Origin of the sequence: Bacillus sp. FSL R5-0443 (genome assembly GCF_038608285.1) — a bacterium.
Lineage (GTDB): Bacteria > Bacillota > Bacilli > Bacillales > Bacillaceae > Bacillus > Bacillus velezensis.
On record NZ_CP152013.1, the window covers coordinates 3,581,644 to 3,595,266 of the forward strand.

At 45.1% G+C, this 13,623-nt stretch carries 12 protein-coding genes; 6 read left to right on the top strand and 6 right to left on the bottom strand.

The features are described 5' to 3' along the window. Positions 1–195: 195 nt before the first annotated feature. Together NYE28_RS18085 and NYE28_RS18090 are read right to left on the bottom strand one after the other, a co-directional pair. Complete coding sequence (locus NYE28_RS18085; RefSeq protein ID WP_052827887.1) at positions 196–1,665, bottom strand: glycoside hydrolase family 32 protein; 1,470 nt, start codon at positions 1,663–1,665, stop codon at positions 196–198. Positions 1,666–1,679: 14 nt separating this feature from the next. Then, positions 1,680–2,912, bottom strand: a complete 1,233-nt coding sequence (locus NYE28_RS18090) for an MFS transporter (RefSeq protein ID WP_038464296.1) — start codon at positions 2,910–2,912, stop codon at positions 1,680–1,682. 390 nt (positions 2,913–3,302) lie between these two features. Here NYE28_RS18090 and NYE28_RS18095 point away from each other — a divergent pair, with 390 nt between their 5' ends. Continuing rightward, entirely contained in the window at positions 3,303–4,277 is a 975-nt protein-coding gene (locus tag NYE28_RS18095) for a LacI family DNA-binding transcriptional regulator (protein ID WP_063094212.1), read from the top strand. A gap of 251 nt (positions 4,278–4,528) precedes the next feature. Next, on the top strand, positions 4,529–5,125 hold the full coding sequence (gene clpP / locus NYE28_RS18100; RefSeq protein WP_003151513.1) for an ATP-dependent Clp endopeptidase proteolytic subunit ClpP: 597 nt from the start codon (positions 4,529–4,531) through the stop codon (positions 5,123–5,125). Positions 5,126–5,168: 43 nt separating this feature from the next. Here the strand turns inward: clpP and NYE28_RS18105 are convergent, their stop codons facing one another. Then, positions 5,169–6,029 carry a LysR family transcriptional regulator gene (locus tag NYE28_RS18105; protein WP_003151510.1) on the bottom strand — a complete coding sequence of 287 codons (861 nt, stop codon included), beginning with the start codon at positions 6,027–6,029 and terminating at the stop codon, positions 5,169–5,171. 173 nt (positions 6,030–6,202) lie between these two features. Between NYE28_RS18105 and NYE28_RS18110 the strand changes: the two genes are divergently transcribed. Both NYE28_RS18110 and NYE28_RS18115 read left to right on the top strand, forming a co-directional pair. Continuing rightward, positions 6,203–7,333: a PrpF domain-containing protein gene (locus NYE28_RS18110; protein WP_015418286.1), complete on the top strand. Its 1,131-nt coding sequence runs from the start codon at positions 6,203–6,205 to the stop codon at positions 7,331–7,333. 43 nt (positions 7,334–7,376) lie between these two features. Next, positions 7,377–8,753: an MFS transporter gene (locus NYE28_RS18115; protein WP_122504217.1), complete on the top strand. Its 1,377-nt coding sequence runs from the start codon at positions 7,377–7,379 to the stop codon at positions 8,751–8,753. Between the two features lie 242 nt (positions 8,754–8,995). Here the strand turns inward: NYE28_RS18115 and NYE28_RS18120 are convergent, their stop codons facing one another. Further along, positions 8,996–9,571, bottom strand: coding sequence for a TIGR00730 family Rossman fold protein (locus tag NYE28_RS18120; protein ID WP_167340886.1), 576 nt, complete (start codon positions 9,569–9,571; stop codon positions 8,996–8,998). Positions 9,572–9,686: 115 nt separating this feature from the next. On the opposite strand from NYE28_RS18120, the gene NYE28_RS18125 reads away from it, so the two are divergent. Further along, positions 9,687–10,007 (top strand): MazG-like family protein, encoded by a 321-nt coding sequence (locus tag NYE28_RS18125; protein WP_003151506.1) that lies wholly within the window; start codon positions 9,687–9,689, stop codon positions 10,005–10,007. Between the two features lie 44 nt (positions 10,008–10,051). On the opposite strand, the gene NYE28_RS18130 is transcribed toward NYE28_RS18125, so the two are convergent. Further along, positions 10,052–11,641 carry a SulP family inorganic anion transporter gene (locus NYE28_RS18130; RefSeq protein ID WP_015240658.1) on the bottom strand — a complete coding sequence of 530 codons (1,590 nt, stop codon included), beginning with the start codon at positions 11,639–11,641 and terminating at the stop codon, positions 10,052–10,054. A gap of 2 nt (positions 11,642–11,643) precedes the next feature. Next, positions 11,644–12,237, bottom strand: coding sequence for a carbonic anhydrase (locus tag NYE28_RS18135; protein ID WP_087920781.1), 594 nt, complete (start codon positions 12,235–12,237; stop codon positions 11,644–11,646). 388 nt (positions 12,238–12,625) lie between these two features. Between NYE28_RS18135 and NYE28_RS18140 the strand changes: the two genes are divergently transcribed. Beyond that, positions 12,626–13,591: a D-glycerate dehydrogenase gene (locus NYE28_RS18140; RefSeq protein WP_038464305.1), complete on the top strand. Its 966-nt coding sequence runs from the start codon at positions 12,626–12,628 to the stop codon at positions 13,589–13,591. Positions 13,592–13,623: the final 32 nt, after the last annotated feature.

Here is a 13,623-nt window from a genome sequence, read left to right on the forward strand (position 1 = left end):
CCTTTATATTATAATAAAGAAACGCGCAGAAAGCAACTCTTTTTTGATAATGCATAACAGGATTATGCAGCGTCCTCATGCAGCATAATCCTGCATCGTTTACCGGCATTGATTTTCACAAAAAACTCATTTCAGGCGGACTGCCCCCAGCTCAGTACATTTTCAACCCTGCAGAAAAAGCGGTAATCACCCGTTTCAGCTTCTTTTCCAAATGTCCTTTAACGTCCAATAGGTGAATTCCTCAACATTTACGGCGCCCTTCTCAGAAAACAGCTCAATCCCCAATCTGCCTTCATTCGGATAGATACGGCTTGTCATCGTTGTTTCTCCATGATTGGCGAATACTTCAATCGAGGATCTGTCAATAAAGATACGCAGCGCCAGCTTGCCGTTTGCTTCCGTCTGCACCCTTCTTACACCGTCTTTCGCTTTCCCCATCTTGGTGCAATCAAGCGTCAGCTTTTTATCCGTTAGATTGTATGTCAGCACCAGTTCTTCTTCATCAAGGCCGCGAATCTTAAAACCTGCCGTTTCGGCATCAGAATCGTTCACATCAAACACGGCCCGGACTTCAAGCAGGTCTTCGGACGTCTTTGCCAAGTAACTCCCTGAAAGCGATCGTCCGGCACATTCCCGGTATTCCATTTTCCGCAGCTGCTTGGTTTCTTCCACGGGATTCATCAAAAGTTTATGATCATCACGCAAAGTCAGTTCTCGCGGCAAAGTCAATGCACCGCACCATCCGTCCGCTTTTGTCGGCATCTCAGATTCCCACATATCCATCCAGCCGATGGCAATTCTGCGTCCTTTATCATCTAATAATGTTTGCACGGCGTAAAAGTCATGGCCGTGATCCAGTTCTTTAAAAGCACCGTGTGTAAATTTGTTTGTTTCATCATGATAGTCACCGATTAAATAACCGGTTTGATGTAAATTTTGATATGAATCACCGTCCGCCTCGATCCCCTGGGGCGAAATCAGCAGGACATGCTTGCCGCCTAATTCAAAGAAATCAGGACATTCCCACATATAGCCGAGATTACCGTCACTTTGGGCGAGAACCCCCGCGTATTCCCAATCACGCAAATCAGGTGAACGGTATAAAACGACCCGTCCGACGTTTTCTTTTGAAGAGTTGCCGATGACCATATACCAAACATCGCGATGCTTCCATACTTTCGGATCGCGGAAATGACGGGCGCTGTCTTCCGGCGGTTCCGCAATAACAGGGTTTTCCTGAAGCTTTTCAAACACGGTTCCATCTTGGCTGACAGCGATATTTTGAGTTTGATAGAATAGGTCTTTCTCTTGATCAATTATATTATGTCCTGTATAGATGAGGGCTAATCTTCCATGATCATCGACCGCGCTTCCCGAAAAACAGCCGCTTTGGTCGAATGCATCGCCCGGAGCTAAGGCAACCGGCAGGTGCTCCCAATGAATGAGATCTTTACTTTTTACATGTCCCCAATGCATCGGCCCCCAATGCTCATCATACGGATGATGCTGAAAAAAGACGTGGTATTCTCCTTTAAACTGAATAAGACCGTTCGGATCATTGATCCAATTCGCCCGGGGCATAATATGGTACCCCAATCGATATCTTTGTTTCACTTTACCCTCGGCTTCCTTCAAAGCTTCTTCCGCCTGCTGAATTCTATCCATTTGTAACATCCTCTCTATCCGATTTTTTGCAGACGCTGGACACGCCTGCTGTTTTGTTTCGGGCCCAATAAAGTAAATATGGAGATGACGGTAAAACCAAAGACGACGATTCCCATGATGAGATAGGTTTGACGGAACCCCGCACTGTCATATAATCCTCCCGCAAGCGGCGACAGAATCGACGCGCCTGCCTGAGATGCGAATTGAAAACCGACGAGATAAAGGACGGACGACAGACGCGTATCAAAATTGGCAGCCAAATATTTAAAAACGGCGATCAGCATAATCGGCAATTCCAGTGCGTGGATGAGTTTCATTGATGAAATGCCTACAGGCCCAACTGCAATTCCGGACCCGACGATGCGGAAAGCCATTAAAAACCCCGCTAAAATCAAACTGTTTTTCGCCCCGAACTTATTGACGATAAAAGGCGCAAGAAACATCATGCCAGCCTCCAAAAACACCTGGAATGAATTAAGATAGCCGAATACTTGGTTACCCATCGACACTGAAGGAAACAAAGACGCATAGTAGATCGGGAACTGCTGATCATATACGCCGTAAATGCAAGTCACCCCGATAATGTACAGCATAAAAAACCAGAAATCTCTTAGTAAAAAGAGCCGCCCCACATCTTTTAACCGGACCGAATCCGCTCTGTTTTTCTCATGATCGGTCATTTCTATTTTCACAGACATGATAATGGCCGTTAATATGACGGCTGAAACAGACGCGATCCAGAAGTTGATATTGGGATTGATATTGAAAAGCTGCCCTGCAAAAAATGCAGCCGCCGCCCAGCCCAGCGAGCCCCACATTCTTGATTTTCCATACTCGAAATCATACTTACGGCTGACCTTTTCAATGTACGTTTCAATCGCGCCTATCCCCGCCAAAAAAGCGGCTCCCAAATATAAGCCTCCGACAACGGCGCCAAGAAAGACGTTGTATTGTAAAAGCGGCCCATAGACGAAGATATAAAACGGACCCGTGAATATGAGAAGACAGCTGATCATAAACAATATCTTTTTCTTCAGCCCCAATTTGTCAGAGATAAAACCGTAAAGAGGCTGCATGCAGAGAGCAAATACGGCGTTTACAGAAAAGATAATGCCTGTCGCTGATCCGTTTAAATTGATTTCCTGTCCTAACCAAATCGCAAATAAAGAATAGCTGGAAGACCAAGTAAAAAAGAAAAAGAAGAAATAAGCACTCAGTTTCCAATACAGACTTTTTGAGCTTTTCATTTGCACCGCTCCTTTAATAGGACCTTTTAATAGCCGTTTTAGAGCCGCATACTTCCTTCTTCATTTTCATCACATACATGCGAGCCCTGAGTAAGCGCTTACTTTCTATCGTTGCTCGATTCTTTCACTTTATTGCCGCCAGCCATCTCTCCATACCCGTCACTTCCCTTCACCCTTTAAATAAAGCGCTTTCAAAAAGAATTGTATGTCAACCGGTTCCATATGTCAATCGGTTGACATATAATTTTCTGATTATTTTAATCAAACAAAACGCACCCTCTTTATATGAAAACAGAAACACGGAATGTCCTTGCACATGTCAGCCTGATTCTCTAAAATAAGTGCGTGACGGAAATTGTAAGCCATTTCAGTAAGCAGGAGGGCACGGGAATGAAGCCTAACATTCATGATGTTGCGAAAATAGCGGGAGTTTCATCTACAACCGTTTCGCGGGTATTAAATAACCGCGGCTATATCAGCGAAAAAACAAAAGAAAAAGTGTACAAGGCGATGGAAGAAATCAATTACTTTCCAAACGATCTGGCCCGCTCTTTATTCCGAAAACGAACCAATTTAATAGGGCTTATCATCCCAAACTCCAGCAATCCGTTTTTCGGCGAACTCGCCTTTCATATTGAAAGCATTTGTACGTCCATGGGCTACAAACTGCTGCTTTGCAACAGTTTACATCGAAAGGATAAGGAAGAAAAATATTTGGAGATGCTGATAAGAAACCAAGTGGACGGCGTGATCGCCGTGACTTACAACCGGGGAATTCTCAATTATCACAAGCAAAATCTGCCGATTGTCGCCATTGATCATTACTTATCGGACACGATTCCCGTCGTCGGCTCAGACAACTATGACGGCGGAAAAAAGGCGGCAGAACTGCTGATTGAAAAAGAGTGCCGGCACATCGTCCATATCAACGGCCCGATTGAACTCGAAACACCGGCAAACCTCAGAAGAAAAGCATACGAAGACGTCATGCATGAACACGGACGGAAGCCTATTACATATGAAGTACCCTTTTATCAGTATTACCATGACATTATTTCAACATTATTCGATGAACAGCCCGACACCGACGGAATTTTTGCCAGCGATGATATCATGGCGGCTGCAGTGATGACCGAGGCCAAAAAACGGGGAATAGACATCCCGAATCAATTAAAAGTGATCGGTTATGACGGCACTGAAACCGTTCAATCGGTTCTGCCGGACTTAACGACCATCCAGCAGCCGATTGAATTGATTTCCAAAACAGCCATCGAGATTTTAGCAAAAGAAATTGAAGGCGAATTTGATGATTTGCCGCTGGAAACGTATTTGCCGGTACGGCTTTTGGAAGGGCGGACAACGTAGTCAGACCCTTCCAAAAGCCGTACGTAGCGACGCGATTGCGGTCTATTTTGAGCGCTCCCGCCATATCATTTTCTCAAGGCTCCGGCGCTGATCATCCTCATTTCCACTTTGCTGTTTGAACTTTTTGTTTTATGGGAAAAATGGTGTTAGAAGAAAAGGTTGGCATTTTGGTCAGCGTTTTGTTTGACCTTTATTGACCAAAAATGTATCATGTAAATACATACTTACCTAAAAGGTGAAGGAGGAGCATTATGAATTTAATACCTACAGTCATTGAACAAACGAACCGCGGAGAAAGAGCTTATGACATTTACTCCCGTCTTTTGAAGGACCGTATTATCATGCTTGGATCTGCGATTGATGACAACGTTGCGAACTCCATCGTGTCACAGCTTTTATTCCTTGAAGCGGAAGACCCTGAAAAAGATATTTCCATTTACATTAACAGCCCTGGCGGATCAATCACTGCCGGTATGGCAATCTATGATACAATGCAGTTCATTAAACCGAAAGTATCCACGATCTGCATCGGTATGGCCGCTTCTATGGGAGCATTTTTACTTGCAGCCGGAGAAAAAGGCAAACGTTACGCGCTTCCTAACAGTGAAGTTATGATTCACCAGCCGCTTGGCGGAGCGCAAGGACAGGCGACAGAAATTGAAATCGCGGCAAAACGCATTCTCTTGCTTCGCGACAAATTAAACAAAGTGCTTGCTGAACGTACCGGCCAGCCGCTTGAAGTCATTGAGCGCGATACAGACCGCGACAACTTCAAATCAGCTGATGAAGCCTTAGAATACGGCTTAATCGATAAAGTGCTGACACGCAATACAGAAGACCAGAAGTAATGCCAAAAAAACTTGCAAGAGCTGATGTCTCTTGCAGGTTTTTTTATGCTTTATTCCCATTCAAAAAAGTAATGAATGCTTTGACGACAGATAATTCTAACGCTGAAGAATCATACATAAGCCAAGTATCGCGTATCACAGGCTCGTTATTTTTATAGGATAGCGCCAATGTGTATAATTCATCAGAAGGCTGAAGACAGATTTCCGGCACAACAGAATAACCGAGACCGTTTTTCACCATCTCTTTACAGGTTTCCTGCCTGTCTACCTCCATCGCAATGAAAGGCGGTTCAGTAAATTGGTTATTCCACCATTTTTGAATCAAACTTTTCAAAGAAGCATCAGTTTGATAATAAATCATCGGCAATTTGGGAAGGTCCTCACTGTTGATTTCAGTTTTTGAAATAAGGTACAGCCGCTCTTCATTTAGCAGTTGTTTTTCCCCTTGCCAATCATAATTTCCCCTCATAATCCCAAGGTGTACCCCCGAATGATGAAGCAGATCCATCACCTTCGCACTCCATCCCGTATTGACGTGGAATTGAACAGACGGATACTGATCAGAAAACCGTTTTAGAATCGCCGGGAGCTTATACTGAGCAAAATTGCTTGAGACTCCTAATCTGAGAACCCCGCTGACTTCATGGCTCATATTGAGCATATCATCCTTCACTCTTCTGAATTCCTGCAGCATCTCTTTCGAATAATCAACCAGATGTTCACCTTCTGAAGTGAACTCCATCCCTTTTTTTCTTTTATAAAAAAGGCGCACTCCGAATTGTGCTTCCAGGTTTTTGAGCCGATAACTTAACGCCGGCTGTGTCATATATAATCGCTCTGCCGCCTTCGTCATATTTTTTTCTTCGAATAATGTAATGAGCACAATCCAATCCTTTTCATCCATATGAAATCCCCCAAAATATTTTTCTGCTATAAAATTTCCTCCTATTATAAAAGTTTTTTATTCAACTTTATAAAAATTATATGTTTTACTTATAATCCTTATTTATCATACGATATTTTCCAAAGGGACCGGTACCTTTTTATCCACACAAAATGATGTAAGGATGAGACAGCATGGAAAAAGTTCCTGTAACCGTCATGAGAGGCGGCACCAGCAAAGGCGTCTTTATTCATCAAAAAGACATGCCAGACGATACAAACCTATGGAGCGATTTTCTTTTAGACATTATGGGGAGCCCTGACGAGAGACAAATTGACGGTCTCGGCGGCGGCCATTCTCTCACAAGCAAGGCAGCCATTATTAAGAAATCCGCCAGAAAGGATGCAGATGTTGAGTATACGTTTGCTCAGGTCAGTTTGACTGACCATTTTACCGACTTCAAAGGCAATTGCGGAAATATCTCTTCTGCCGTAGGCCCTTATGCTATTGAGAAAGGGCTCGTTCAAGCTGAAGAGCCGGTTACAAAAGTCAGAATGTTAAATACAAACACTCAAAAAGTGATCGTAGCAGAAGTTGAAGTCAGAAATGGAACATTTCATTACCAGGGGGACTGCTCTATCCCCGGGGTTCCAGGTACAGCTTCTCCTATTTATCTTTCATTTCACCAGGCTGAAGGAGCGGTGACCGGTAAGCTGTTTCCCACTGGTCAGCCTATTGATGTTCTCGATACACCGTATGGAAATATCTCGGTCTCGATTATTGATTACGCTAATCCGCTTGTCTTTGTAAAAGCAGAGGACACGGGGCTTACCGGCTTAGAACTTCCGGATGAATATACTCCGGATATATTGGAAAAGCTCGAAATGATCCGATCGATTGCAGCCGAGAAATGCAGATTCGCTCCGAGACATGAGGCTGCTGCAAAATCACCGGCCGTACCAAAACTAACATTAATCTCATCTCCAGCGGATTATATCGATACAAAAGGGATAAAGAGACACGCAGAAGAGATGGATCTTGTCATTCGTATGATGTCCATGCAAAAACCGCATCAAGCTTTAGCCATTACAGGGGCGGTTTGTACGACTGCCGGCATGCTATTGCAGGATACAATATTATCTGAATTTTCATTCTATGGCAGAACGATTCGATTGGGACATCCAAGCGGCATTTTAGAAACCGAGGCAGATGCTGATCCGGATGGAACAACGATTAAAGTAGTACGCACAGCAAGAAAAATCTCTGAAGGCTATGTGTTTACAAAGCAAAGTTACAACCTGAATACGCTGAATCACATTGGTTAATACCAGTCTTCAGACAAGTCAAAGATAAACGGAGGAATACGAGATGATCAATGTAAATGCGTCTAATCGATTAAACAGACTGCCTTTTTCAAGGGCCCATCAAGCAGTGCTCGTTATCCTTTCATTCGCTTACTTTTTTGATTTTATCGATTTAAATACGTTTTCATATGCGGCGCCTTCACTTTTAAAGGAATGGAACATTTCTACTCATACCATCGCTTTTATTACGTCTGTCTCCTATTTCGGAATGTTTATCGGCGCCTCTGCCGGAGGATGGTTTTCAGACCGTTTCGGAAGGAAAAAAGGTTTAATTCTGGTTGTCACCTTTTTCTCTTTCTTCTCCCTCCTCTCTTCTCTGGCTTGGAGCCCAGAAATACTCGGTGTTTTTAGATTTCTTACGAGTTTAGGTATCGGCGCCACAACGATTGTGGCAAGTACGTATATCAGCGAATTTTTCCCATCCGCAACTAAGGGTAAATACCAGGCAATCTGTATTACAATCGGCATATGCGGAATTCCTGCAGCCGGCTGGGTGGCTAAATTGGTCGTGCCGTCCGCCTCTTACGGCTGGCGGTTTATCTTTCTATTCGGCGCGGTCGGTATTTTTTTTCCGCTGATCGCCAGAAAACTGGAAGAATCACCGAAATGGCTGGACACGAAAGGAAAAAGCGAACAAGCACACCGCATTCTGCTTGAACTGGAGGCAAAAGCAGAAAAAGAAAAGGGTGAACTGCCTGAACCAGCTCCGGCTCTGCGAAGCAGACAAACCGCTGTAAAATCCGTTCCATATCGGACGTTATTTCAAAAGCCTTTGGCAGGAAGAACTTTTGTTTTAATGACGATGTGGGCTGCTTCCACGATTGCAATTCAAGGCTTTGGCACGTGGGTTCCCACCCTTTTGGTAAAAGAAGGCGTATCAATGGATGAGTCTATCGTATACGTCACTCTGGGAACGATCGGTGCCCCGCTGGGCGCTCTCATTGCGTCGCAAATCTCTGACCGTGTGGATCGAAAGTGGGCCATTTCTGTTTTATCGTTAATTATTATGGCGCTTGGATTCTTTTACGGCATCAATCCTTTGCCGATGGTCATTGTCATATGCGGATTTCTCATGCATATGTTTGAGCGTACTTTCAGTTCGATCGCATATGCCTATACGCCGGAATTATATCCGGTTGAAGCCAGGGCATCTGGAAATGGCCTCACTTACGGCGTAGGACGTCTTGCGAATGTAGCCGGTCCCTTTGTCGTCAGTTTCCTGTATTCAGGCTACGGATTTTTAAGTGTTTTCTTGTTTTTTACAGGCTGCTGGTTTCTTTGTGCACTGACAGTCGGTATATTTGGAATCAGTTCAAAAAAACAAAAGATGCAGCAGGATGATTTCATATCGGAGGAAACATTCGTGCAACAAAAGTTGTAAACGCATACAGTCTGCAAACCGCAAAACATCCATCTCCTCTGAGGAAATGGATGTTCTTCTTTCAACCCCAACAGCATTCTCTTTCTCATCTTATTCTCATACATATGTCTTATCATAAAGAAAGGTGTGATACGCATGAGAAAGAGAAAACGATTTCCAGAAAGAAAAGGTATTCTATAGGCGGAGAATTTTCCATCAGAATGGTTAGATGCAACCGCCGAAACATATTTCAGACCTCTTCCTTACAATTCCCGCCATTTCTTATCTAAAATCGGGTATGTATACCGATTCATCTGCTCAATCAGCTCATCCGCCCGGGAGGAACTGTGTATCAGCTTCAAATGAGACTCATTCGAAAATCCTTCCTGAATGCTGTACTTGACCATTTTCATCATCGGCTCAAAATACCCGTTCACATTGTACAGTCCGATCGGTTTTTGATGAATGCCGATTTGCGCCCAGCATAGCACTTCAAATAACTCTTCATATGTTCCGAAGCCGCCGGGCATGGCAATGTACCCATCGGCAAGTTCACTCATTTTCGCTTTCCGCTCATGCATGCCGCTGACTTCAATCAGCTCCGTCAGATTCTGATGAACAACCTCTCCGCTGAACAGTCCGCTCGGCATGACGCCGACAGCTTTTCCGCCGCCTGCCATTAACGCGTCGGCGACGGTTCCCATCAGACCGACCCGTGAACCGCCGTAAACAAGGCCGATTCCCTGCTCCGCCATATATTCACCCAGTTCGGCCGCTTTGCGTTTGTACTCTTCATTTACCCCCGGGTTTGACCCCGCAAATACACAAATGGTTTTCATTTTTTCATCTCCATATCTATATATGTACATCAATAAATCAAAATACACTATATATTGTCCCATCTCTATATGATAATATCAATAAGAATCATACAGGACATAAGGAGTGTTTCACATGCAGATGGCTGAAGCAGAACAATGGACGAAAGATTTTTATGAAAAACGAGGATGGACGGCGTACGGGCCATTTATCAGAATCGGTTTTTTAATGGAAGAGGCGGGTGAGCTCGCCCGGGCGGTAAGAGCATATGAAATCGGCAGAGACCGGCCGGATGAAAAAGACGCGACCCAGGCTGAACGCAGGCAGGAGCTGATTGAAGAAATGGGTGACGTCCTCGGAAATCTGGCCATCCTTGCTGATAAGTACGGAATCACGTTAGAAGATGCGATGAAAGCCCATCAGGAAAAACTGATCAAGCGCTTTGAAACCGAATAAAAACACGGCCTGTCCGCTTTTTCATGGACAGGCCGTATCTGAATTTATCCCGTTATCTCGTCCTGATGCTCAAAGAAATGCTGTTTCCCGATTTTATGAAACAGCCCCGTCTTCCGGATCAGCTCTCTCGGCTGTGATTGCAATCCGACGATCATCAATCTCCCGTTATGCCGTTTGATCCGGTTCATCACATTCCCCAGCACCGCTTCTGCGGAGGTATCCATGTAATGTACATTATTCATCAGCAGAATAAGCGTCTTCGGCTTTTCCTGAAGCCTCTCCAGCAGCGATGTTTCCAGTGAATCAATTGAACCGAAAAACAGCGGCCCTTCAATGGAATATGTGCTGACGGACGAATCATTTTTAACCGATTTGACAGCGGCATGCGGTGTTTTGATACGTGTTGATTCGCTCATTTTTCTGATAAAGAAAACAAAAGCGAGCACGAGACCGGCAGAAACGCCGATGATTAAATCAAACAGAACCGTCAGCAAAAAGGTTGCCGCCAGTACGAATGAATCAGTGTTTTTCAGCCGCATCATATTGGCGACTTCCCTCCGCTCACTCATGTTCCAAGCCACAACCATCAATACCGGCGCCATGCTTGCCAGCGGTACGTGAACGGCAAGCGGGGCGAAGACGAGCAGGACGAGGAGGACGGTGACTCCGTGGACAACACCGGAAATCGGAGAAACTGCGCCGTTTTTAATATTTGTTGCGGTCCGCGCAATCGCTCCCGTTGCCGGTATACCGCCGAAAAGCGGCGCTGCCATATTGGCGATGCCCTGCCCGACAAGCTCCCTATTGCTGTCATGCCGTGATCCTTTCATATTGTCCGCGACCATCGCCGATAATATGGACTCAAGTCCGCCGAGAAGCGCAATGATCAGAGCCGACGGAAACATCATGATCATGTTATCGATTGAGAAATCAGGAAGCTGGAAAGCCGGAAGCTGCCGCGGAATTTCCCCGTAAGCAGAACCGATTGTCGCCATTTTGTCAGGAAAAAACACGACCGCCGCGGCTGTAGAGACAAGCAGCGCCACAAGCGCGCCCGGAATCTTCGGCATCAGCCTGGCTGATAACAGCAAAATGGCCAAAGCAATTCCCGCGATGAGGATGCTGTATAAATTAAGGGTTCCGATCTTCTTGCCTATTTCCGCAATGTTGAGGATAAAGCTTTCATGCTTTTGGATATCGCGCAGACCGAGAAAATGGGCAATCTGCTCCGAGAAAATCAGCACCGCGATTCCGGCCGTAAATCCGACGATCACCGGCTTCGGCACGAATTTCATAATCTTTCCGAGCTTAAATACGCCAAACAGGACGAGCATGACGCCTGCCATAAAACCGGCTACGAGTAAATTCTCAAAACCATACTGCATCACAATGGCAAACAAAATGGGAACAAACGCCCCCGTAGGCCCGCCGATCTGATATTTAGAGCCGCCCAACAGCGAAATCAGAATTCCGGCCACAATAACGGTGTAAAGCCCGTATTCCGGACCGACCCCCGAGGCGATGGCAAAGGCCATTCCCAGTGGAATCGCTACAATTCCGACCACAATTCCCGCGACTAGGTCTTTCTGAAATTTCTGCAAATTGTATCCCTGATATCTGCCGGTAAATTGCATCGTCAGCTGCATCCTCCTTTGACTGTTTCATAACCGTCAACGACAACATCCAGCGTCCCCGTCCCCGGATCAATCACCAGCCCGTGCACCGGCACCTCTTCAGGCAAGAGCGGATGATGCCTGACCATATTCACGCTGTGGGCCACGCTTTCTTCGACGCTGTGAAAACCGGTCAGCCATGTTTCCAAATCGACTCCCGCATGCTGCAGAAGGCTGAGACATTTGTCCTCGACGCCGCGCTCTTTTGCTTTATTTAATATGGAAGCCGCATTTAATCCCGACATTCCGCACTCGCGGTGACCTATGATGCAGACTTCCTCTGCCTGCAGTTCATAAACGGCAACCAAAATGCTCCGCATGACACTTCCAAATGGGTGAGAAACAATGGCTCCCGCGTTTTTTATGATTTTGGCATCGCCGTTTCTGAGTCCCATCGCCTGCGGCAGAAGCTCCGTCAGCCTTGTATCCATACAGGATACGATGACAAGCTTTTTTTTCGGGAATTTTGTCGTTTGGTAAGGTTCATATTTCCTTTCTTGGACAAACTGCTGGTTGTGCTCCAAAATGCTTGATAAAGAAACCATTTTTCTATTCATCTCCCATCCGATTGTATTGCAAGCCTTCTTACCCAGCTTACAGTAAGGAATTATAGCACAGAAAAAGGCCTCAAAAGCGCTTTCAAAAAAAGACACGATAATTTGACTGTAAATTCAGATTATGTTCATTTATATCTTTCAAAAATAATAAAATTTATCTTTACACCAACCTATAAAGCTTTTGAAAACAGCGGTTCCGCTCATTTTGCCTTCAGAAATATAGGCGGATTCTGTTATTGTTTGGAGAAATCAAGCATGTACATTTCTTTTTCTTTCATTTTAAGTTCAAAAGAACCAGAAATTTATCGTGATGCGTTTGAATATTTCTCACGTTACCGCTTCTCTTATATAATAAAATAGAGAAGAAAGACAAAGGAGGAGAAGCCCGTTGAAACCCTATGTATTCATCGCGAAATCGATACCGCCGGAAGTCGAGCAAATGATAGGCGAGCATTGCCGCTATGACATCTGGAAAGAAGATACCATTCCAAAAGAAGAACTGTACGAAAAAATGAAAGATGCTGAAGGGCTGCTGACATCCGGAACGGCGATTGACAGTGATTTACTGGATCACGCGCCGAAGCTGAAGGTCGTCAGCAATAATTCTGTCGGCTATGATAATTTTAATATTGAAGAAATGAAAAGACGCGGGGTTGTCGGCACGCATACGCCGTACACCTTAGATGACACTGTCGCTGATCTGGCTTTTTCATTAATCCTGTCTTCCGCCAGACGGGTTGCCGAATTGGATCGATTCGTCCGCGCCGGCAAATGGGGAACCGTTGAGGAAGAATCTCTTTTCGGTATGGATGTCCACCATCAGACATTAGGAATTATCGGCATGGGCAGAATCGGTGAACAAGCTGCCAAACGGGCAAAATTCGGCTTCGATATGGACGTGCTGTATTATAATCGCAGCAGAAAACCGGATGCTGAAAAGGAACTCGGGGTTACATATGCCGACTTAGATACACTGCTGAAAACATCAGACTTTGTGCTGTTAATTACGCCGCTTACTGACGAAACGTATCATATGATGGGAGAGCGGGAATTTAAATTGATGAAAGATACGGCATGTTTCGTCAATATTTCCCGGGGAAAGACGGTTGATGAGAAAGCGCTCATCCGCGCATTGCAGGAGGGCTGGATAAAAGGCGCCGGTTTAGATGTGTTTGAAAAAGAGCCGATCGCCGAAGACAATCCGCTCCTGCAGCTGGAAAACGTCACATTGCTTCCGCATATCGGGTCAGCAACGGCAAAAATCCGTTTGAATATGTTCAAGCAAGCCGCACAAAACATGATTGACGCCGTATACGGAAAAACGCCGAAAAACCTCACGAAGGAATTTCAATGAGATGAAAAATCCCGGCCGTTTCAGCCGGGGTT

Excerpts from the sequence above, each read along its gene's own strand:
- clpP (WP_003151513.1), top strand. The coding sequence starts at position 4,529 with ATGAATTTAATACCTACAGTCATTGAACAAACGAACCGCGGAGAAAGA.
- NYE28_RS18095 (WP_063094212.1), top strand. The coding sequence starts at position 3,303 with ATGAAGCCTAACATTCATGATGTTGCGAAAATAGCGGGAGTTTCATCT.
- NYE28_RS18135 (WP_087920781.1), bottom strand. The coding sequence starts at position 12,237 with ATGAATAGAAAAATGGTTTCTTTATCAAGCATTTTGGAGCACAACCAG.
- NYE28_RS18120 (WP_167340886.1), bottom strand. The coding sequence starts at position 9,571 with ATGAAAACCATTTGTGTATTTGCGGGGTCAAACCCGGGGGTAAATGAA.
- NYE28_RS18085 (WP_052827887.1), bottom strand. The coding sequence starts at position 1,665 with ATGGATAGAATTCAGCAGGCGGAAGAAGCTTTGAAGGAAGCCGAGGGT.
- NYE28_RS18090 (WP_038464296.1), bottom strand. The coding sequence starts at position 2,912 with ATGAAAAGCTCAAAAAGTCTGTATTGGAAACTGAGTGCTTATTTCTTC.
- NYE28_RS18105 (WP_003151510.1), bottom strand. The coding sequence starts at position 6,029 with ATGGATGAAAAGGATTGGATTGTGCTCATTACATTATTCGAAGAAAAA.
- NYE28_RS18130 (WP_015240658.1), bottom strand. The coding sequence starts at position 11,641 with ATGCAATTTACCGGCAGATATCAGGGATACAATTTGCAGAAATTTCAG.
- NYE28_RS18110 (WP_015418286.1), top strand. The coding sequence starts at position 6,203 with ATGGAAAAAGTTCCTGTAACCGTCATGAGAGGCGGCACCAGCAAAGGC.
- NYE28_RS18125 (WP_003151506.1), top strand. The coding sequence starts at position 9,687 with ATGCAGATGGCTGAAGCAGAACAATGGACGAAAGATTTTTATGAAAAA.
- NYE28_RS18115 (WP_122504217.1), top strand. The coding sequence starts at position 7,377 with ATGATCAATGTAAATGCGTCTAATCGATTAAACAGACTGCCTTTTTCA.